Source organism: Aeromonas bestiarum, from assembly GCF_028751155.1.
Taxonomy (GTDB): Bacteria; Pseudomonadota; Gammaproteobacteria; order Enterobacterales; family Aeromonadaceae; genus Aeromonas; species Aeromonas bestiarum.
In genome coordinates this window covers 3,427,696-3,446,729 of record NZ_CP064746.1, presented here as the reverse complement: position 1 = coordinate 3,446,729, position 19,034 = coordinate 3,427,696, and the positions used below count along the sequence as shown (strand labels likewise).

21 protein-coding genes are annotated in these 19,034 nt (G+C 60.0%); 10 read left to right on the top strand and 11 right to left on the bottom strand.

Annotated elements, in window-relative coordinates:
* Positions 1-8: 8 nt before the first annotated feature.
* The 4 genes from IU367_RS15905 to IU367_RS15890 all read left to right on the top strand — a co-directional run bounded on the left by IU367_RS15905 (position 9) and on the right by IU367_RS15890 (position 1,638).
* On the top strand, positions 9-323 hold the full coding sequence (locus IU367_RS15905) for a hypothetical protein (protein ID WP_274452413.1): 315 nt from the start codon (positions 9-11) through the stop codon (positions 321-323).
* Entirely contained in the window at positions 324-836 is a 513-nt protein-coding gene (nrdG, locus tag IU367_RS15900; protein ID WP_274452412.1) for an anaerobic ribonucleoside-triphosphate reductase-activating protein, read from the top strand.
* A 91-nt stretch (positions 837-927) separates the two neighbouring features.
* The gene (locus IU367_RS15895; RefSeq protein ID WP_042867241.1) at positions 928-1,098 is read left to right on the top strand and encodes a YqaE/Pmp3 family membrane protein; all 171 of its coding nucleotides are present in this window, start codon (positions 928-930) and stop codon (positions 1,096-1,098) included.
* A gap of 147 nt (positions 1,099-1,245) precedes the next feature.
* Entirely contained in the window at positions 1,246-1,638 is a 393-nt protein-coding gene (locus IU367_RS15890; RefSeq protein ID WP_274452411.1) for an energy transducer TonB, read from the top strand.
* A gap of 31 nt (positions 1,639-1,669) precedes the next feature.
* Here IU367_RS15890 and IU367_RS15885 read toward each other — a convergent pair whose 3' ends face one another.
* The 6 genes from IU367_RS15885 to slyA form a co-directional block, all read right to left on the bottom strand.
* A complete protein-coding gene (locus IU367_RS15885; protein WP_241279234.1) occupies positions 1,670-2,029 on the bottom strand; it encodes an MliC family protein in 360 nt (119 codons plus the stop codon).
* 109 nt (positions 2,030-2,138) lie between these two features.
* Positions 2,139-3,011, bottom strand: a complete 873-nt coding sequence (locus tag IU367_RS15880; protein WP_241279235.1) for a beta-1,6-N-acetylglucosaminyltransferase — start codon at positions 3,009-3,011, stop codon at positions 2,139-2,141.
* A gap of 365 nt (positions 3,012-3,376) precedes the next feature.
* Positions 3,377-4,135, bottom strand: coding sequence for a substrate-binding periplasmic protein (locus IU367_RS15875; RefSeq protein WP_274452410.1), 759 nt, complete (start codon positions 4,133-4,135; stop codon positions 3,377-3,379).
* 149 nt (positions 4,136-4,284) lie between these two features.
* Positions 4,285-5,313 (bottom strand): DUF2955 domain-containing protein, encoded by a 1,029-nt coding sequence (locus IU367_RS15870; protein ID WP_043554816.1) that lies wholly within the window; start codon positions 5,311-5,313, stop codon positions 4,285-4,287.
* A 10-nt stretch (positions 5,314-5,323) separates the two neighbouring features.
* Positions 5,324-6,379, bottom strand: coding sequence for an HlyD family secretion protein (locus IU367_RS15865; protein WP_043554817.1), 1,056 nt, complete (start codon positions 6,377-6,379; stop codon positions 5,324-5,326).
* Position 6,380: 1 nt separating this feature from the next.
* Positions 6,381-6,854, bottom strand: a complete 474-nt coding sequence (slyA, locus tag IU367_RS15860; protein WP_043134552.1) for a transcriptional regulator SlyA — start codon at positions 6,852-6,854, stop codon at positions 6,381-6,383.
* 317 nt (positions 6,855-7,171) lie between these two features.
* Between slyA and IU367_RS15855 the strand changes: the two genes are divergently transcribed.
* From IU367_RS15855 to IU367_RS15835, 5 genes are all read left to right on the top strand, one after another.
* Positions 7,172-7,363: a hypothetical protein gene (locus IU367_RS15855; RefSeq protein WP_084214009.1), complete on the top strand. Its 192-nt coding sequence runs from the start codon at positions 7,172-7,174 to the stop codon at positions 7,361-7,363.
* A gap of 566 nt (positions 7,364-7,929) precedes the next feature.
* The gene (locus IU367_RS15850; RefSeq protein ID WP_274452409.1) at positions 7,930-9,237 is read left to right on the top strand and encodes a 2-hydroxycarboxylate transporter family protein; all 1,308 of its coding nucleotides are present in this window, start codon (positions 7,930-7,932) and stop codon (positions 9,235-9,237) included.
* A gap of 10 nt (positions 9,238-9,247) precedes the next feature.
* The gene (locus IU367_RS15845) at positions 9,248-10,798 is read left to right on the top strand and encodes an NAD-dependent malic enzyme (RefSeq protein ID WP_274452408.1); all 1,551 of its coding nucleotides are present in this window, start codon (positions 9,248-9,250) and stop codon (positions 10,796-10,798) included.
* A 17-nt stretch (positions 10,799-10,815) separates the two neighbouring features.
* Entirely contained in the window at positions 10,816-12,384 is a 1,569-nt protein-coding gene (locus tag IU367_RS15840) for an ATP-binding protein (RefSeq protein ID WP_043554821.1), read from the top strand.
* 3 nt (positions 12,385-12,387) lie between these two features.
* The gene (locus tag IU367_RS15835; RefSeq protein WP_005316875.1) at positions 12,388-13,080 is read left to right on the top strand and encodes a response regulator; all 693 of its coding nucleotides are present in this window, start codon (positions 12,388-12,390) and stop codon (positions 13,078-13,080) included.
* Between the two features lie 123 nt (positions 13,081-13,203).
* Here IU367_RS15835 and IU367_RS15830 read toward each other — a convergent pair whose 3' ends face one another.
* From IU367_RS15830 to IU367_RS15815, 4 genes are all read right to left on the bottom strand, one after another.
* Positions 13,204-13,734 (bottom strand): phosphatase PAP2 family protein, encoded by a 531-nt coding sequence (locus tag IU367_RS15830; RefSeq protein WP_274452407.1) that lies wholly within the window; start codon positions 13,732-13,734, stop codon positions 13,204-13,206.
* A gap of 273 nt (positions 13,735-14,007) precedes the next feature.
* On the bottom strand, positions 14,008-14,412 hold the full coding sequence (locus IU367_RS15825) for a DUF6979 family protein (RefSeq protein WP_274452406.1): 405 nt from the start codon (positions 14,410-14,412) through the stop codon (positions 14,008-14,010).
* A 127-nt stretch (positions 14,413-14,539) separates the two neighbouring features.
* The gene (locus tag IU367_RS15820) at positions 14,540-15,301 is read right to left on the bottom strand and encodes a COG4705 family protein (RefSeq protein ID WP_274452405.1); all 762 of its coding nucleotides are present in this window, start codon (positions 15,299-15,301) and stop codon (positions 14,540-14,542) included.
* 134 nt (positions 15,302-15,435) lie between these two features.
* Positions 15,436-16,335 (bottom strand): DMT family transporter, encoded by a 900-nt coding sequence (locus tag IU367_RS15815; protein ID WP_274452404.1) that lies wholly within the window; start codon positions 16,333-16,335, stop codon positions 15,436-15,438.
* A gap of 103 nt (positions 16,336-16,438) precedes the next feature.
* Here IU367_RS15815 and IU367_RS15810 point away from each other — a divergent pair, with 103 nt between their 5' ends.
* Complete coding sequence (locus IU367_RS15810) at positions 16,439-17,245, top strand: AraC family transcriptional regulator (RefSeq protein WP_241279241.1); 807 nt, start codon at positions 16,439-16,441, stop codon at positions 17,243-17,245.
* A gap of 63 nt (positions 17,246-17,308) precedes the next feature.
* Here the strand turns inward: IU367_RS15810 and exaC are convergent, their stop codons facing one another.
* Positions 17,309-18,826: an acetaldehyde dehydrogenase ExaC gene (gene exaC / locus IU367_RS15805; RefSeq protein WP_131729717.1), complete on the bottom strand. Its 1,518-nt coding sequence runs from the start codon at positions 18,824-18,826 to the stop codon at positions 17,309-17,311.
* Positions 18,827-19,034: the final 208 nt, after the last annotated feature.

The window sequence follows — 19,034 nt, the reverse complement described above, 5'->3', positions numbered from 1 at the left end:
ATGCTTGTATGAGTACTTATGAATTAGTCAAATACGCAATTCTGAATAAAAAACAAATTATTGCTGAATACCAAGGTCACTATCGTGAAATGTGCCCTCATGCTATCGGTACCAAGAATGGCCACCAGCAAGCACTTTTCTATCAGTTCGGTGGTTCAAGTAGTAAAGGGGTTGTGACTCCGGACTCTATTTACAATTGGCGCTGCTTGCGGCTGCAAGATTTAAGGAATGTTCAGGTTCGTGATGGTGAATGGTTTACTGCGGCAAATCACTCCCAGGCTCAGACATGTATTGATGTGGTCGAATGTGAAGTGAAGTTCTAGATGCACTACCACCAGTACTACCCGGTCGATGTGATCAACGGCCCCGGCACCCGCACCACCCTGTTCGTGTCGGGCTGCGAGCACCAGTGCCCGGGTTGCTACAACCAGAGCACCTGGCGGCTCGATGGCGGCAAGCCGTTTGATGAGGCGATGAGCGATCGCATCATTGGCGATCTCAATGACACGCGCATCAAGCGGCGAGGTCTGTCGCTCTCCGGCGGCGATCCGCTGCACCCGGCCAACGTGCCCCAGGTGCTGGCGCTGGTGAAACGGGTGCGGGCCGAGTGCCCCGGCAAGGACATTTGGTGCTGGACCGGTTATCTGCTTGGCGAGCTCTCGCCGGCCCAGTGCGAGCTGGTGGCCTTGCTGGATGTGCTGGTGGATGGCAAGTTCGAGAAGGGGCTGGCGGATCCCGGTCTGCTCTGGCGCGGCAGCAGCAATCAGGTGATTCATGACCTCAAGGCCTGGCGCGAGCAGCAGGAGAAGCGGATCCCCTGTTTCACTCAGCCGTGAGCGGCCCTTTGTTTCGTTTGCAGTTGAGGCCAAGGCTGTTTATGGTGAGCCCATCCCGAACCGTGAAACATCTTTGACGAGGAAGTGAGAGATGAACAATCTGCTCAAGATCTTGCTGGCCATTTTTCTGCCCCCCGTGTGCGCCTTTATCCAGGTAGGCTTCAGCCTGCACTTTTTCATCAACATAGTGCTGACCCTGCTCGGCGGCCTGCCCGGCATGGTGCATGCGCTCTGGCTGGTGGTGAGCGACAAGCGCGGCTGAATCAGGCCCTTCGTTGCATGCTGAGCCAACCCGACCGGGTTGGCTTTTTTTATGCTGCTCAAACGGGTTCCGATTGTTACAGTAATGGGCCGGCAACCATGCCGGGGAGGGGTTACCCCTCTGATTTGACTCAACAAGGAGTGTTGAATGGGTTTGAAGGTCTTGCTGCTGGGCACTGTGCTCGGTCTGCTGGGGGGCTGTGCCAGCCCCAGTCCCACCATGAAACTGAACCAGCCGCCGCTGGAGGTGACCATGGCGGAGCTTGGCAAATACTGGGTGCAGGATGGCGAGGTGCCCCCGTTTGAACCTGTGGGCGGCGCGCCAGCCAAGCGGCCCGTCAAGGGCCATGTGGAGATCCGTTATCTCATCGACTCCAACGGCAATCTGTTCAGCCCACAGATCCTGGCCTCGGAGCCGCCCGGCGTGCTGGACCTGATCGCCCTGTCGGCGCTGGCCAAGACCAGCTATCGAGTGTCGGAGCAGAACCCGCAGGCCATTCCGGTGCGAGTGGTGGGTCGCTACGAGATTGAAGTGGAATAATGAACAACCCCGGCCTGGCCGGGGTTGTTGTTTACTGCTGCTTGCAGTCGTTGTAGACGCTCTGCCACTCGCCATCCTTGTCGCGCATCTCGACGAATCCTTCCTCCCCCTTGTTCCACCAGACGGCCTCATGCTCATCGGTATAGCGGGCGCCGGAGGCGGAGACTGTCTGCGGCAGGGTGTAATCCTTGCCATCGGGCAGTGCCAGCTTGACGAAGTTCAGGCTCTGGTCGGAGAGGGCGAAGTAACTCACCTGCACCTTCTTGCCCTGCTCACACTGATAGGTGACGGGATCGCCGCCGGTCACGCTCAAGGTGGTGGCCCCGCGTTCGCAACCGCTCAGCAGGGTCAGGGCCGTGATGCCCAGCAACAGAATATTGGTGTGTTTCATCTTGAACTCTCCATCGGTGTCATCCGGGCTTGAGCCTACCAGCTTGTGCCCAAGTCGCAATCATCCCGGAGGCGGATTGCGTCGGTAAGTGTCCGGGTGAATCGCATGGTCATACCAACGCAGCCTGCCGGATGACGGGTGTGTCGAGGGGGCATCTCATGGCGCGCTCCAGGATATCCAGGATGTCGCTGTCTATGGTCTCGTCAAACTTGCGGGCGAACAGGTGCTCGCTTTGCTGCAGGGCCTCGGCGTCGTGCACCGTGTAGTCGCGCGGGCGCAGCTTGATGTCCCCCATGGGGATCCAGTCAATGGCTCGCTTGTCATCGTTGACTATCTGGCCCTGATAGCTGGTGTTCATGATCACCGTCTGGAAGAAGCCCTCGTCGGCGATCAGGGTGTGGCGGTAGAAATCCTTGAAGCGGTCGACCTCCGGGCTGTGGCTGACGAATTCGCAGAAGGCCCGGCTCAGGATCATCCACTGATTGCCAATGTAGGGGGTCACACCCGCCAGATAGGGACGGGTCTTCACCGGCTCGCACACCAGCTCAGTCGCGGTTTCGGTCACATAGTGATCGATGCGGTGCAGGGTGTCCGGTCTGTGCTGGCGCTGATCCGCGACCTTGAGGAAATCCTTGCCCTTGTGATCGCGCAGGAAGTCGTGAATGTCGTGCTGGGAGCGCAGCGGGAAGTCCTGGGCGCTCAGATTGATGAAGAACTCCCACTCCTTGTTTTGCTCCAGCAGCGCCGCTATGCCGCGCAGCTCCGCATCCACCAGGCTGTAACCGCCCCAGAGCGCATTCTTGCTGGGGAGCATGGTGGCGTTGGGGTAATCGGCCAGAAAGCGGGCTATCTCCTGCTGCAGATCCGGGCCCGAGCGCTTGTCCACGTGGATCAGGTAGTGGTTGCTGTCGTGGTAAATCGCCTTGAACAGGCGCTTGAACTGACCGGGATAGCGATGAACCAGAATGAGGTAGGCAATCATGTCAATGTGTCCTGTGTGGGCGGCAGGGCTGCGCCAAACAGAAAATCGCCTCAGGCCGCTGGCTTGAAGCTTGTTCTCGTCGGGATGGCCGCTGTCGCAGTAAAAATAGAGTGGATAGCAGATAACAACAGTGAGAACAGGCTGCGATGGGGAGGGGATGCGCCTTATGGCATCGGGTCAATACAGCTGGTCTGGCGACGTCAGGTTGGGAGTGAGAGGTGGGCAAGGGCTGCCCTGGCTGGCGACTCTTTTGCATGACAAGCCTGTCATCAGGTGCAGAGCGCAATCGGCCGACGAGTGAGGGGCCACAGTAGCACGGTTCGGGCCTGCGTCGTCATATATCGCCGGTGGCGCAGCAAAACTGTTCAATGGAGTCCAAGCCTGGCTTCGAAGTCCCGTACCAGCGCCTCGTAGGTGCCATTGTTTTTGATCTTCTGCAGCCCCTCCTCGAAGCGCCTGGCCATGGCCTCTCCCTGGGGATGGGCGCGCGAGAAGGCGAGCCAGAAGCCGTCGGTGGAGAGCTTGCCCACCTTGACCACCCGGCCGGTCAGCTGCTTCTGCTGGATCTTGAGGTAGCCCGGCATCTCGTTCATCAGTATGTAATCGACCCGGCCGCGCACCAGCATCTCGATGATCTGGGTGTCCGACTTGGCCTGAAAGCGGGTGATCCTGGGGTTTTCCATGAAATCGGTGGGATAGGTGTAGCCGAGGGTGATGCCCACCGTTTTCTGTTCCAGCGAGGTAAGTTTGAGATTCCGACGAGGCTCGCTGGCCAAGGCGAAGATGGCGAGATCCTCCTCGAACATGGGGGTCTCGTGCCAATAGTACTGGTAGCGGTTCTCCTCCGTGATGGTGGCATCGAAGCAGCCAAGCACCTTGTCACTTTTGGCCTCGTGCATGCAGCGGGCGAAGGGAATGGTGCGAAACTCGACGGCTATGCCCTCCACGGCGAAGATGGCCTTCACCAGATCCGGTGCCAGCCCTTCTGGCTGGCCAGTCTCCTTGTTCAGCTCGCAATAAGGAGCCCAGTCATCCTCGGCGGCGATCAGCACAGGGGCGGCCCAGGCGCTGCTTATGCCCAGCGAGAGGGCGACTGCCAGCCAGCCATTGTGAACTCGTGCCATTGTGCCTCTCCGCCTTGTGACTACCCTTGCAAGCATAGTTGCTGTTGTTGTCCGACCAGCGCGGCTGGCCTGCAAAATGCGGACAAAAAAACGCCCCGGTAGGCATAGCGGGGCGAAAAACAGCACATCCTTGAGCTAACAACAGGGAGTCAATAACCGAACCGAGTCGCCTCGAAGCGGTTAAGCAGTCGGTGGATGAGATAACAGGCCAGCAGGGTGGCGACGATGGCAAACAGTATGCTGCTCACCCGATAGAGGGCGCTGAACACCAGATCGTTGCCCGGGGTCAGGTACTGGCCAAACAGTATGCCGAGGGTGGTGAGGGCGCCGAAGCCAACCCCGGAACCGCTCGCCTCCTTCACGTGGGCGTGGCTGAACAGCATGGCGCCGAGCCAGAGCATGGGGGCGACCAGCAGGAGCAAGCCGGACCAGTCGTAGAGCACCAGCTGGCTGAGCAGGCCGAAGGTCACGCCGAGCAGTGTGCCCATGGCCCGCTTGCGGGCATAGCTCAGCGCGCCGTTCCAGTGCATGGGAAACAGCAGCAGCAGGGTGGTGGCCTGGGCAGACATGGAGTCCCGCAAGTCGAAGATCTGGAACACCATGAAGGAGAGGGTGGCTATGCTGGCGCCGAGCAGGGCCTCGTGCCGCATCCTGTGTGGCGCCTTGGGGGTCGCCGCCGGCTTGGGCCGCTCCTCCACATCCGGGATCAGCGCCGTCATCAGGTAGGCGATGAGCACCGACAGTGTGCTGGCCCACAGGTTGCTGAAGATGAGGTCGTTGAGATCGGTCTGCGGATAGCTGGCAAAGTGCAGCATTATGCTCAGGCTCAACACGCCATTGGCGCCGAACAGGAACAGACTGCCCCGCGACATGGCAGCGAAGCGATAGAGAAACAGCAAAAAGGCGATGGGGATCATCAGGCCGGGATGGCCGCCAAACAGCCCTCCCAGCAGACCCACTTCCACACCGCAGATGACGGCGGCCGCGATCAGCTGACGGGCGGCATGGCCGTTCATCACTGGCACCATGCCCAGCAGCAATACCGGGGTCACGGTATAGAAGACCCCATAGTTCCAGCCGAAGGTTTTACAGAGCAAGAACCCCAGTGTGCAGCCAAAGGCGATGCGCAGACATTGGCGCAGCTCGTTGGCGGTGAGGGGCCTGTGCCACAGGTTCATGGTCGCCACCTTAGTAGATGTAGTGCAGCAGGCTGAGCAGGCGGATCTGGCCGCGGGCAAACAGGGCGCTCAGCGCGTTGTCCGGCAGCAGCTGGACGGTGGCGCGGGCACCGGCCGGCAGGTGTCCTGGCAACTGCTCCAGTGTCAGGTGCAGGCGCAGCCGCTGGGCATCGCGCACCCAGCGATCCGATTCGGTGGGGCTGGCCAGCAGACCGTTGGCATCGAACTGACCGGCGCTGACACCGGCATCCAGGCTGGTGACCCGGGCCGGATAGAGCTTGCCCGGCTCGCCATCGAAGGCGACCAGTGCCTGGCTGTCCTGAGCCACGTGGCGCAGGCTCTTCTCGCGAAAATCGGCGATCACGTCCACCTGCTCGGAGACCAGTGCCAGCAGCGGGGCCCCCGCCGCCGCGAAACTGCCCGGCTTGAGTTGCAGGTTGGTGATGATGCCATCCTGGCTGGCGTGTACCTGGCTGTAGGCGAGGTTGAGCTCGGCCTGGGCGAGGTGGTTGCGCGCCTGACGCAGCAACAGGTTGTCATCGCCGGACAAACCGCGGTTTACTCTGGCCTGGGTCATGCGGGCCTTGCTGGCCATCAGGTTGGCCTGGGCGGTGCGAAATGCGCTGTCGGCATCATCTTTTTGTTGTTCCGACACCATGTGACGGCGATAGAGGGCGTCGATGCGTTCGGCTTCCCGCAGCTTCTGGGAGGCCTGACTCTGCAACGAGTTGAAGTCGGCGGTCGCGGCGTTCAGGGTGGCGTCGAGCTGACGGTTCTGCTGCTCGGCCTGATCCAGCGCGAGCCGGGCCTGTTCGACGGCCAGTGCAAAGGGGGCGGGATCGAGCGTGAACAGCAGATCCCCCTGTTTGACATGCTGGTTGTTGCCGACGGCGACCTGCGCCACCTTGCCACTGACCTGGGGGGCCATCTTGGTCACGACACGGGTGGCCATGGCTTGCGGGGTGAGCGGCATCTTGAGGTCGGCCAGCAGGAAGTAGCCAAATACCAGTATGAAGGACCCCATGGCCCATTTTATCCAGCGTTTGAATTGTTGATCCGGGGTCATCTTATTCTCTCTCTTCACTCTGTGAACCTATCTTGCCGAGGGCGTTGGCGGAGATCCGGTGCACTATGTCTTCAAATTGCGTCAGCTCTTTCTGGCTGATGCCGGCGAGCAGATCCCGACGCACCCCTATGATGCGATCCTCGATCTGGTCGAGCAGCGCCTTGCCCTCTGGCGTCAGGGTGACGATGCGGGCCCGTTTGTCCTGACTGCAACTGTGGCGCTCAATCAGCCCCTGCTCTTCCAGCAGACCCAGGGTGCGCATCAGGGAGGGCAGCTCTATCTCCAGCGCCTCGGCGAGCGTCTTCTGGCTGAGGTGACCACCGAGCTGACTGAGTTTCCACAGTGCGGTCCAGCGTGGATGGGTCAGGCCCAGGGGCGCCAGCTCGAGATCGGCCACGGTACGCCACAGTCGATGCAGACGCCCGACGCGCTCGGCGAGGGACAACTCGCGCAACATTTCCAGATCCTTCATCATTCGTGCTCTCCACTTACTTAGCCTGCTAAGCATTGTAGTTATTTAGCAGGCTAAGTAAATAGTGTGATCGGGATCTTGTTTGGAAAAACTTCAGACAGGTTTCTTATGGCGCTTTTTTGATGAGTATTGAGCCTCATAAGAGGCTTTTTTGGTTGGAAATGAGCGAAAAGTGCGTGAAATCCCATGGCATACCCTGGCGGGATAAATAAACGTGGGCTGGTTGGTGGGATGAAAATAAGGAAAGGGTCGCGCCTGCTATTATTTTTGGTCAACAAGGTGTCATATAAATTCGGCAGCCTGTTTTTTATCCACTAATATTGATGGGTCAGCTAAACAGGGAGACGATAGCTGTGGAACGATATGAATCGGGTGACCCCCATTTTTCAATCGAGAGCCTGCTGGCCGATGGAGAATATGTTGCCGACGCGCATTATGGCCTCAGTCTGGAAGCGAGCGATATCTGTCATGAATTTGACCCTGCCAATATTCCACTGTTATTAGCCGAATAGCGAAAACAAGCAGGCTGAAATGAGGCACTGGCTATTCAGGTATGCCCGATCCTTGGGGCATGCCCTGTCCCGTCTGCCTCATTGATCGCACTGGAAGGCACAGTTGTCGCGTCGCGCCTGCGATGCAACCCACATGGCATCCCTCGCGGAACCCTCTCTTGCCGGTGACGCTTGGGGCCTGGTGATCCGCCGGCCTCAGCTCATGGGAGAACATTGGCGCTATGCCAGCCTTGTTGCCGCTTTGATATGAAGACGCAGCCTATATATGGGGCTGTCATCATCCGAGCGCGATCCGGTTATTTCTTGCCTGTTGGTGAGTGAAATTTAATCAATGTTTAATGTTTGTCCCGCCAGGTCGTGATGTCATGCCGACATCACTCTTTATTTCTGCATCTGGCTAGCGCAGTTCATTGCTCGTGAATAACGCTGGCGGGGGCAGTTTATGGCTGTTTTTGGGTCATAGCGTTTAAGATTTTAATGTTTTTATATGCCTTTGCAATCGGGCTAACCGACAGGGAAGGAGAGGATCACTAGAGTAGCGCCACACCACACGCTGGAGCATAACAATGAAAAACCTCTCTACCTCACAAACCCGGCCCGCACTGTTTGGCGACCGACAGATTGCCGGCATGCCCATGATGATCTTCCTCGGGCTTGCCACTTGCGTGCTCTTCTCGGGCTGGAATGGATCCTTGCCGCTCGGCATGGTCGGCGCGCTGGCGCTGATGTTCGTGCTCGGCACCCTGCTGACCGAGCTGGGGGAGCGCATCACCCCCATACGTGAATACCTGGGGGGCGGCACCATACTCGCCATCTTCGGCGGCGCCGCCCTGTTTGAATACCGGATCCTGCCAATCGAGGCGGGGCAGGTGATCATCGGCTTCATGAAGGAGGGGGGCTTTCTCAACTTCTTCATCGCCAGCCTGGTGACCGGCTCCGTGTTCGGCATGAGCAGTGCCCTGCTGAAAAATGCCGCCATGCGTTACCTGCCGGTGATCCTGGGGGGCGTGACCCTGGCACTGCTCAGCGTCGGCCTGGTCGGCTCCCTGATGGGCTATGGCTTCAAGAATGCGGTGCTGCTCATCGGCCTGCCCATCATGGGCGGCGGCATGGGCGCCGGCGCCGTGCCGCTGGTGGAGATCCTCTCGGGCCCGATGCAGATGTCCAGCGCCGATCTGCTGTCACGCATGGTGCCCGCCGTGGTGATCGCCAACACCCTGGCCATTCTGGTGGGCACCCTGCTGGCCCGTCTCGGCCGTCGTTACCCCTCCCTGACCGGCAACGGCCGGCTGATGATCAAGGAGAGCAGCCAGACGGTGGCCGAAGAGCAGGTTCAGGCACCGACCTTGGAGAGTCTCGGCATGGGGCTCTTCATCAGCTCCAGCATGTTCGTGCTGGGTTCTCTGCTCGGTAACTTCATTCCCATGCACCCCTTCGCGCTCATGATACTGGCGGTGGCCATCATCAAGGTGAGCGGCCTGCTGCCGCGCCGTTACGAGCAGGCGGCCGCCGACTGGTACCAGTTCGTGGTCGGCAATCTGACGCCCTCCCTGCTGGTGGGGATAGGGGTTGCCTACACCAGCATCCCCGAGCTCATCAGTGCCTTCTCCATCAGCTACTTCGTGCTGGTGCTGGTGACCGTGGTCGGTGGTGCCCTGGGGGCGGCCCTGGTAGGGCGCATGATAGGTTTTTATCCCATAGAGGCGGCCATCACCGGCGGTCTGTGCATGGCCAACATGGGCGGCACGGGCGATGTGGCCGTGCTGTCGGCGGCCCAGCGCATGAAGCTGATGCCGTTTGCCCAGATCTCTTCCCGTCTCGGGGGCGCCGTCATGTTGATCCTGGCCACCCTGCTCATCTCGCTGCTGGCATAAGGAATAGACAATGAACGACATCATGATGGGCACCAGCCTGCCCTATGCCGAACGCAAGCGACAGGGGCTGATGGGGCGCATGCCTCACAAGGAGGAGTCCCTGGCCCAGCAACGGCGCCGCATCTACCGCCTGGTCTCTGCCATGCAGAGCCCGTTCGATCAGCACCTGCTGCTGCGCCAGCTGCAGGAAGACAACCCGGTACTGTTTTACGATCTGGTGCGCCACCACCTGCCGGAGCTGCTGCCCATCATCTACACCCCTGTGGTGGGGGAGGCCTGTCAGCGCCACAGCGACCTCTATCTGCGCAGCCACGGTCTCTACCTCTCCTGGCACGACAGGGACGATCTGGACGCCATCTTCGCCGCAGTGGATCAGGAGGTGGATGTCATCGTCATCTCCGACGGTGAGCGGGTACTGGGGCTCGGCGATCTCGGCATCGGCGGCATGGGGATCTGCATCGGCAAGCTGGCGCTCTACTCGGCCGCCGGCGGCATCAACCCGGCGCGTACCCTGCCGCTGTGCGTGGATGTGGGCACCAACAACCCCGAGCTGCTGGAGGATGACTCCTACCTCGGCTGGCAGGCCAACCGGGTGGATGGCGAGTCCTATTACCACTTCATGGATCGGGTGGTGGCGGCCATTCGCAAGCGCTGGCCCCAGGTGGTGCTGCAATTTGAAGACTTCGCCGGCAAGCATGCTGCCAACCTCTTGGCCCGCTATAGAGACGAGCTGTGCATGTTCAACGACGACATCCAGGGCACGGCGGCGGTCGCCTCGGCCTGCGTGCTGGCGGGGCTGCAGCAGGCGGGCAGTCGGCTGGCCGACACCCCTGTGCTGATCGTCGGCGCCGGCTCGGCGGGTTGCGGCATCGCCGCCATGCTGGCCCAACTGGCGGGCGGCCCGGAGCGGGTACAGTTATTTGATCAGGATGGGCTGGTCTGCCTGGATCGCACCAACCTGACGCCGTCCCAGCGGCCGTTTGCCCGTCCGCCACAAGAGGCCTGCGCCGAGCTGCCTGCGCTCATTGAGCGGCTGCGCCCCGGGGTGCTGATCGGGGTGAGCGGCCAGGGCGGTCTGTTTGACGAGGCTGTGCTGACGGCCATGGGCGCCGCCTGCGAGCGGCCGGTGATCCTGCCGCTCTCCAACCCCACCCACAGTGCCGAAGCGACGCCGGAACAGGTGTGGCAGGCCACCGGTGGGCGTGCCCTGCTCGCCACCGGCAGCCCCTTTGCTCCTGTGACTGTGGCGGGGGAGGCGCGGGTGGTCTCCCAGTGCAACAACGTCTATGTGTTCCCGGGCATTGGTCTTGGGGCCTGTGCGGTCAAGGCGCGCCGCATCAGCGATGGCATGCTGCAGGCGGCGGTGCGGGCTGTGGGCGCCTATCCGCTGGCCGAGGGGCGCCTGTTGCCCCCCATAGAGCAGGTGGGGGAGGTGGCCCGCGCGGTCGCCAGGGCGGTAGCCCTCACCGCCCGCGAGGAGGGCCTGGCCGATTTTAGTGGTGATCCTGCGCCACTGATTGACCAGACCTGGTGGCGCCCGCACTATTGGTCCGCTTCCTGATGTTGCAAGGCTAATCGATGAAACTGCGCCACCAACTGGTTACTCTCTCCCTCGGGCTTTCCCTGCTGCTGATCCTGATCCTGGGCGGCCTGCTCGCCCTCTTTATCCGCCACCTGCTGGAGAGCAACCTGCAGGAGAAAGGCAGCGATCTGGCGCGGGTGCTGGCGGCGGACAGCCGGGTGGTGCAGGCCCTGCAGCTGGGCAGGGATCCCGGTCTGCGGGACTATGTGCAGGGGATCTGCAGCCGCACCGATGCCGCCTACATGGTGGTGACCGACGAGCATGGCCGTCGCCTCAGCCATCCCAGGCCCGAGCTGGTGGGGCAGAAATTCCGTGGTGAGGACATCTGGCCGGCCCTCAATGAGCGGGGCAGTTATTGCTCCAGGGACGAGGGCACCCTGGGGCCCGCCATTCGCTGCTTCGCCCCCGTGATAGGGGCGGACGGGCGCGCCATGGGGGTGGTGGCGGTCGGCTACCTGATGCGGACTGTGGAGGGCATCTATCTGGAGCGGATCACCCTGCTCGTCAGCGCCATCGGCGCCGTGCTGGGCTGTGGCCTGCTGCTGGCGCTCTGGCTGCAACACCTGCTGCGTCGCACCCTGCTGGATCTGGAGCCCGAGGCCATCGTCAACCGCTTCGTGCTGCAGGAGCTGGTGCTTGAGCACATCTCCGAGGGGGTGATCGCCATCGACAGCGGGGGCAACATTCGCATGCTCAACAGCGCCGCCTGTTATCAGCTGCGTCTGCCGGGCACAGGGCGGCACTCCCTGCTGGGCCAGTCGCTCGCCGAGCTGTCGCCGCCGCTGGCCCCGGCCCTGACCCAGCTCGAGACCGAGCTCGGCTTCACGGTGCACGGGGAGTCGTTCGTGGGACGCTGGCAGGCGGTGGAGGGCAAGGTGCCCGGGCGCCTGCTCATCTTCAGCCGCCCCGAGGTGACCGGCAGCCTCGGCATGCAGGTGACCCATCTGCGCCAGTATGCCGAGATGCTGCGGATGCAGACCCACGAGTTCGCCAACAAGCTGAGCAGCCTCTCCGGCCTGCTGCAGCTCGGCCATGTGGATCAGGCGGTAGAACTGATCCAGCAGGAGAGCGAGGCTTGCCAGACCATGCTGCAGGGTCTGCTGCGGGCCATCGAGGACAAACCGGTGGCCGGGCTCATCCTTGGCAAGTTCAGCCGGGCGCGGGAGCTGGGGGTGGAGCTGGTGCTGGATCCCGACTCGGCGCTGGCGGAGTATCCGGCGGCCGTGTCGGCGGATCTCATCACCCTCATCGGCAACCTGCTGGACAACGGCATTCGCGCCGCCTGGGCGCGGCGCAAGCTGTGTCCGCCGCGGGTGCTGATTTCCCTCAACGACTTTGGTCGCCGGCTGGTGATTGAAGTGGAGGACAGCGGCGAGGGGGTGGACGAGGCGCTGGCGGATCATCTGTTTGATTACGGTATCAGCCGCCAGACCGGCGATCACGGGGTCGGCCTCTTCCTGGTCAAGGAGACGGTGGCCAGGCGAGGGGGTGTGATAGAATGGCGACGCACCGCCGAACAGACAACTTTGTTCGGTATCTACTTGAATAAAAACCAATTGGTGTGATCTATGGAGCCCATTTTCACTCTGGTGATCGAGGATGACGAACGGATTGGATCCATTCTGGCCGAGCTGGTCTCCTCCACCCCCGGATTTTCCCTGCTGGGTCGGGCCGAGAGCCTGACCCAGGCTGACCTCATGATGCGTGCGACCGAGCCACAGCTGCTGCTGGTGGACATCTCATTGCCCGATGGCTCCGGCCTGGAGTGGGTGAACCGGCTGCGCAGCCACAACCGCGAGGCTTACGTCATCATGGTGACCGCCTCCTGCGACGTTGAGACCATACAGCAGGCCCTCAACCTGGGGGTGCAGGATTACATCATCAAGCCGCTGCGGCTGTTTCGCATCCAGCAGAGCCTGGACGAGATCCTCACCCTGCACAGGCGCATCTGCGAGCGCGGCTCCCTGGAGCAGAGCGATCTGGATCGGCTGATGGGCAAGGGGCGCCCCCAGGCCAGGGAGGTACGCGATACCCCAAAGGGGATCGACGCCATCACCTTGCGCCAGGTGCTGGAGCTGCTGGCCGGCGAGCCGGACACCGCGTTTTCCACCGATACGGTGGCGCTGCGCCTCTCCTTGAGCCGCACCACGGCGCGCCGTTATCTGGAGTATCTGGAGTCGGAAGACAGGGTCGATGTGGATCTCAACTACGGTCAGCGTGGCCGGCCCGAGCGGCGCTACCACTGGCGCCGGGGCAACTGATCCGCTCGCCGCAAGCAGATGTATGCCGAGTTGCCGGGGTAAATTCACCGTGAAACTTTCGGCTTATGGCAGGAGTTGGCAAGTTAAAAGTACATGTAGCTGTTGAAGCCTAATAGCATTGAATCAATAGGTTATGCTGAGTCCGATGCCTCTGGCATTTCCTTCCATGAGGGTGGGGTAAAAAGCCATCTGTGGGCCTTTAGGTGAGGTAAACAGGTAGCTGAACCCTGTGGCGATCGCCGCCCCGGCAATCACATCTCGCCAATAGTGGTTGTCTGAGTGAACCCGAGACCAACCAACCGCGCCAGCCGCAGCATAGGCTGGCAAGCCATAGCTCCAACCATAACGGACTTGCAGATAGCTGGCGCCACTAAATGCCCATGCAGTGTGGCCAGAGGGAAAACTTTTGCTACCACCATTTGGACGGGTTGCATCAACCGTATTTTTGAGCACTTCAACTGTTGCGGTTGTGGAAAGGAGAGCGTATCCAAATTGCTTTAGCCCTTCATCATCACCCTGATACCAGGAGACTCCCGCAGCAATCGCAGGGATCGCAAACTGTCCAATATCACCATATGTTTCAAATGTACTGGAAGCATGCGAATAGCTACTGAAGCCACAGATTATTGCTGCACAAAAAACGCTTTTTTTCATAAAAATTCCATTTTTATTGCTATCCTCGATAGGAACCCTACCAGTAATAATAACAACGTCAAATGACAAACTTGATAATTATGAATTGGCGCAAGATTAGTGCTAATAATCTACAGTGTTTTTGTTGACATGTGTCTATTTATTGAGTTGCTCAGTTTGTTTTTTGTTCTTCTGTATGTAAAGTAATCATTTTGCAAGGTTTACGATGACAATATTAACTAAGTTAAGTATCGTGCAGACATAACAAATGTTCTCTCTGTACGACACTACCTATTATTTCTTTGGAGTAATCAAGCCCTCCTTCCAAAGAGCTAAAACCACATCCATCTGGCCATTATGCACAATTTCTTTTCCAACCTTTCTCATTACAACATCCCAAAGTTGTACTGCACTAAGTAATTCAGTATGTTGAGTTTCATAGTGTTGAAGAACACGTATGGCTTTGACAGCATAGTTTCCATTTTGAATCGCACGTGAATAACGCCGTCTAGATATGCCTCGAACCAGGCCTTCACTGCACAATCCCAAGAATGCTCCTTTTGGACACCCCTTTAACTGAGCTGACTGGCTTGAGGGATAGTGTTCTTGTGCTGCAAGTACCCAGGCGTCACAGGGATTATATTGGTCATCTGATTTACACATCAACACTGCATTAATTGCCACTTCCCCATAACCCATCCAATCCTCCTATCAAGATGAAGGGGCCTGAGGCCCCAGGGGTGATATGCTGATCGCATCCTAAAATCTATTTTTTATGAACTAAGCGCTGGCCTTGGCAGATATCAGTCGACTCACATAGCATTTTTCAACCATGCTTAGACATTCGATGTGATAGTGACTGATAAATAACCAGAATGGTGATGCAGGCAAAAAAAACAAAACTAGTACTGGTGACACCAAATCCCAAACCTCCATGTTTTTCAGATTGTGATAGCCAGTCACCTATTGAAGCACCAAGTGGACGCGTCAGTACATAAACGATCCAAAATGCTAACACGGTATTCATTCTGAACCAATAATGAGCAATTGCGATGGCTGCGATCAGCGATCCGAAAAGCAATGTGGCATTCAAATACCCTATGTTCAGTCCCTCTGACACCCAGTCGCCTGCAGCTGTGCCCAATGCGAAGGTAACGAGAATGGCTGCCCAGTAAAACAGTTCGCGTTTGCGGGTATCGATAGAACGGATGGACAAGGTTTTTTCTTGTGCATACCAAACCCAGAAAGTGCCCAATAGCACAACCGTAAACACACTGGTAGATATTTCCAATGGTACTCTAACCTGGTCGGTCAGATTATCCGTCACCAAGGTGCCGAAAATACTCACGAGTACAACAGCTAGCCAATATTTCCAGGGGGTATAGCTGGTTGCTCGAACTTGTATCAAGAGTATCGCGATTAGGAGCACCCCCATAAGCAAGGAGGTAACTGTTAAGCCCAAATGCAGGTTAAAGATCAAGAAGTCTGCAGCAGTCTCCCCAACGGTCGTCGACATCATTTTGATCAACCAGAATGTTAAGGTGACCTCTGGCACTTTGTTGAGCAAGTTGACTGTATTTGTACCCATAAAGCACCTACTGATGGTTAAGTGTCCGTTTGTTCTTCTTGAGTCTACTCCGGTACCCTTAAGATACAGTTAAGGGAGCTTACGCTCCCTTTTTTGTGTCTATCGTTGGCGCGAAAGCCGGTGTAGCAGGCTGTTCAGGCCTCTTCCAGCAGGGCGGGGCGCACCCTGGGTTTGAACTGGGAGAGCATGACGCCGGTCAGGATCAGGCCGCCGCCGAGCAGGTGATGGCCGTGGATTGGCTCCCCCAGGGTGATGACGGCGATCAGCGCCGTGCACAGCGGCATCAGGTTCATGAACACTGAGGTGCGCTCCGCCCCCATGCAGGCGAGGCCGCGCATCCAGCAATAGGCCGCCAGCAGGGAAGAGGCTATGCCGGCAAACAGCACCAGACCCCAGCCCTCGGCGGGGACCGCCAGGGAGTCTGCGCTGAGGGCGACCGGGATCAGCAGCAGCACAGCCAGCAGGATCTGCATGTAGAGGTTGAGCCAGGGGCCGAACGGCAGTTGCCAGCGGCGGATCAGCAGGCCATAGAGGGCGTAGCTGGCGGAGCCGAGCAGCATGAGCCCGTCCCCCTGATTGATGCCGTTGTGCAGCAGGGCCAGCGGCTGGCCCTGGCTCAGCAGCCAGAGCACCCCGAACAGCGAGATGCTCATGCCGAGCAGGGCCTGCTTGCCCGGCCGCTGGCCGAAGAAGAGCGCGCTCTGCAGCAGGGTCAGCAACGGGATGAGTGAGCCTATGACCCCCATGTTGGTGGCCGAGGTGGTGTGGGCGGCGTAATAGGCGAGGCACTGGTAGAGCACCATGCCAAGGGCCGCCAGCACCAGCAGCTTGCCGAGCCAGGGGCGAATTTCGCCACGGCGGCGCCACAGCTGCGGCAGGCAGAAGGGGGTCAGCGCCAGGGCGGCGATCACCCAGCGGTAAAAGGAGATGGCGGCGGGATCCAGCACATCGGCGGCGGCCTTGGACACCACTGTATTGGTGGCCCAGATCAGCACGGCCATCAGCGGGAACATAAGCGGGAAGAAGATACGCATCAAAGGCTCCTTATTATCGAGATGGCCAGTCTACCCTTGTCTTTCTGTTATCAAGTAACGTAAAAATGACAAATTATCCCGTGCAAAGGACAATCCGCCCGTTATGGCCATACGTCACTACCATCCGACGGATCTGCATCTGCCCGAGCCCAATCCCCTCTATCTGCGCTATCAGCAGATCCAGGCCGAGAGCGCCTGTGCGTCCCACAGCCACCCCTGGGGCCAGCTCAGCATGATAAGCCTGGGGGTGTTGGAAATCGTGCTGGAGGATCACCGGCTGGTGGCGCCCGCCGACTACCTCATCTGGGTGCCCGCGAACCTGGAGCACGCCTCCTACAACCAGCAGGCCCTCGACTACACCTCCATCTATGTCAATCACGCCCTGGCGGCCAGATTGCCGGCCGAGCCCTGCCTGCTGCAGATAACGCCGCTCATCCGGGCCATGCTGGCGGATTTTTGCGAGCGCAAGCTGGGCCACATGCAGGATGAGTGGGACGTGCGCCAGGCCGAGCTGCTGGTGGAGAAGCTGACCCGCACCCGCTGCCAGGACAGCTACCTGCCCATGAGCCAGGACAAGCTGCTGGCCCCCATGCTGGCGGCGCTGCACAGCGATCCCGCCGATCCGCGCACCCTGGCCCAGTGGGCCGAACAGTTGCACAGCACGGAGCGCACCCTGGCCAGGCGCTGCGTGCGGGAATTGGGGATGAACTTCGGCCAGTGGCGGGCCCGGCTCAAGCTGCTCAAGGCGCTGGCCTGGCTCAAGGGGGAATTGCCGGTGCAGGAGATTGGCTGGCGGCTCGGTTACGGCTCCACCTCGGCCTTTATCGCCATGTTCAATCGTGAGCTGGGCTGCTCGCCCCAGCGCTATCGCCAGCAATTGGGTATCGGTGCCGGGCAGGCGGCGCTCTAGTAGCGACCACTCTAAGCAATGAAAAGGGCGCCCGCAGGCGCCCTTGTCATGAGAGGTGGAGGCTTAGAAGAAGCCGAGGGGATTGATGTCGTGGCTCACCAGCAGGTTCTTGGTGTTCTGGTAGTGATCCAGCATCATCTTGTGGGTCTCGCGGCCTATGCCTGACTTCTTGTAGCCGCCAAAGGCCGCGTGGGCCGGGTAGGCGTGGTAGCAGTTGACCCAGACCCGGCCGGCCTGGATGCCGCGCCCCATGCGCCAGGCCAGGTTGCTGTCGCGGGTCCACAGGCCCGCCCCCAGCCCGTACTGGGTGTCGTTGGCAATGGCCAGCGCATCCGCCTCGTCCTTGAAGGTGGTGACCCCGAGCGCCGGCCCGAAGATCTCCTCCTGGAACACCCGCATCTTGTTCTGGCCCGAGAAGATGGTGGGCTGGATGTAGAAGCCCCCCTCCAGCCCGCTCACTTTGGCCGGGCCGCCGCCGATCAGCATTTTGGCCCCCTCACCACGGCCTATCTCCATGTAGCTCAGGATCTTGTCGAACTGCTCGCGCGATGCCTGGGCACCGACCTGGGTGGCGGTGTCGAGGGGGTTACCCTGAACGATTGTGCGGGCGCGGGCCAGCACCCTGTCCATAAAGTCGTCGTAGATCTTCTCGTGTACCAGCGCGCGGGAGGGGCAGGTGCACACCTCGCCCTGGTTGAAGAAGGTCATCAGCATGCCTTCCACCGCTTTGTCGATGTACTGGCTCTCATGCTGCATCACATCGGCAAAATAGATGTTGGGGGACTTGCCGCCCAGCTCCACGGTGGAGGGGATCAGCTTGTCGGCGGCGCAGCGCAGTATATGAGCGCCCACCTCGGTGGAGCCAGTGAAGGCCAGCTTCTGGATCCTGTCGCTGGTAGCGAGCGCCTGGCCCGCCTCGGCGCCGAAGCCGTTGACCACGTTGACCACGCCGGGGGGCAGTATGTCCTTGATGAGATCCATCATCAGCATGATGGTGACCGGGGTCTGCTCGGCGGGCTTGAGCACGCTGCAACAGCCGGCCGCCAGCACAGGGGCCAGCTTCCAGGCCGCCATCAGCAGCGGGAAGTTCCAGGGGATGATCTGGCCGACCACGCCGATAGGCTCCTTGAAGTGGTAGCTGACGGTGTGCTGATCCAGCTCGGCGGCCGAGCCCTCCTGGGCACGGATGCAGCCGGCGAAGTAGCGGAAGTGATCCACCACCAGCGGCAGGTCGGCGGCCAGGGTCTCGCGCACCGCCTTGCCGTTCTCCCAGGTCTCGGCGATGGCGAGCACCTCTATGTTCTGCTCGATGCGATCGGCGATGCGCAGCAGCAGGTTGCTGCGTTCGGTGACGCTGGTCTTGCTCCAGCTGGCGAACGCCTTGTGGGCGGCATCCAGCGCCAGCTCTATGTCGGCGGCGTCGGATCGGGCCACCTCGCAGAACACCTTGCCGTCCACCGGCGAGATGTTTTCGAAGTAGCGGCCGGCGCGCGGCGCCACCCAGTCGCCACCGATGAAGTTGTCGTAACGGGACTTGAAGCTGACCAGAGCGCCTGCCTGGCCGGGAGCGGTATAAATCATCTCATCATCCTTATGTGTGTGAAGGTCCTGCCCGGCTGCACGCGCTGGCTGGCCGGGGTGGTACGCAGGGGGTATCGCAAGGGCCATGCCAAAGGGTCTGACCAGCGGGTAAAAGGTTACAAAAACGTTACCAAACGGGGTGCGGCAGCGTATCTTGATTAACCAATGACCCCGGCTGTAACGATGACGCTGTGCCGTTTCTGGACAG

Coding starts and splice junctions, on each gene's coding strand:
- IU367_RS15905 (WP_274452413.1), top strand. CDS start 9: ATGAGTACTTATGAATTAGTCAAATACGCAATTCTGAATAAAAAACAA.
- nrdG (WP_274452412.1), top strand. CDS start 324: ATGCACTACCACCAGTACTACCCGGTCGATGTGATCAACGGCCCCGGC.
- IU367_RS15895 (WP_042867241.1), top strand. CDS start 928: ATGAACAATCTGCTCAAGATCTTGCTGGCCATTTTTCTGCCCCCCGTG.
- IU367_RS15890 (WP_274452411.1), top strand. CDS start 1,246: ATGGGTTTGAAGGTCTTGCTGCTGGGCACTGTGCTCGGTCTGCTGGGG.
- IU367_RS15885 (WP_241279234.1), bottom strand. CDS start 2,029: ATGAAACACACCAATATTCTGTTGCTGGGCATCACGGCCCTGACCCTG.
- IU367_RS15880 (WP_241279235.1), bottom strand. CDS start 3,011: ATGATTGCCTACCTCATTCTGGTTCATCGCTATCCCGGTCAGTTCAAG.
- IU367_RS15875 (WP_274452410.1), bottom strand. CDS start 4,135: ATGGCACGAGTTCACAATGGCTGGCTGGCAGTCGCCCTCTCGCTGGGC.
- IU367_RS15870 (WP_043554816.1), bottom strand. CDS start 5,313: ATGAACCTGTGGCACAGGCCCCTCACCGCCAACGAGCTGCGCCAATGT.
- IU367_RS15865 (WP_043554817.1), bottom strand. CDS start 6,379: ATGACCCCGGATCAACAATTCAAACGCTGGATAAAATGGGCCATGGGG.
- slyA (WP_043134552.1), bottom strand. CDS start 6,854: ATGATGAAGGATCTGGAAATGTTGCGCGAGTTGTCCCTCGCCGAGCGC.
- IU367_RS15850 (WP_274452409.1), top strand. CDS start 7,930: ATGAAAAACCTCTCTACCTCACAAACCCGGCCCGCACTGTTTGGCGAC.
- IU367_RS15845 (WP_274452408.1), top strand. CDS start 9,248: ATGAACGACATCATGATGGGCACCAGCCTGCCCTATGCCGAACGCAAG.
- IU367_RS15840 (WP_043554821.1), top strand. CDS start 10,816: ATGAAACTGCGCCACCAACTGGTTACTCTCTCCCTCGGGCTTTCCCTG.
- IU367_RS15835 (WP_005316875.1), top strand. CDS start 12,388: ATGGAGCCCATTTTCACTCTGGTGATCGAGGATGACGAACGGATTGGA.
- IU367_RS15830 (WP_274452407.1), bottom strand. CDS start 13,734: ATGAAAAAAAGCGTTTTTTGTGCAGCAATAATCTGTGGCTTCAGTAGC.
- IU367_RS15825 (WP_274452406.1), bottom strand. CDS start 14,412: ATGGGTTATGGGGAAGTGGCAATTAATGCAGTGTTGATGTGTAAATCA.
- IU367_RS15820 (WP_274452405.1), bottom strand. CDS start 15,301: ATGGGTACAAATACAGTCAACTTGCTCAACAAAGTGCCAGAGGTCACC.
- IU367_RS15815 (WP_274452404.1), bottom strand. CDS start 16,335: ATGCGTATCTTCTTCCCGCTTATGTTCCCGCTGATGGCCGTGCTGATC.
- IU367_RS15810 (WP_241279241.1), top strand. CDS start 16,439: ATGGCCATACGTCACTACCATCCGACGGATCTGCATCTGCCCGAGCCC.
- exaC (WP_131729717.1), bottom strand. CDS start 18,826: ATGATTTATACCGCTCCCGGCCAGGCAGGCGCTCTGGTCAGCTTCAAG.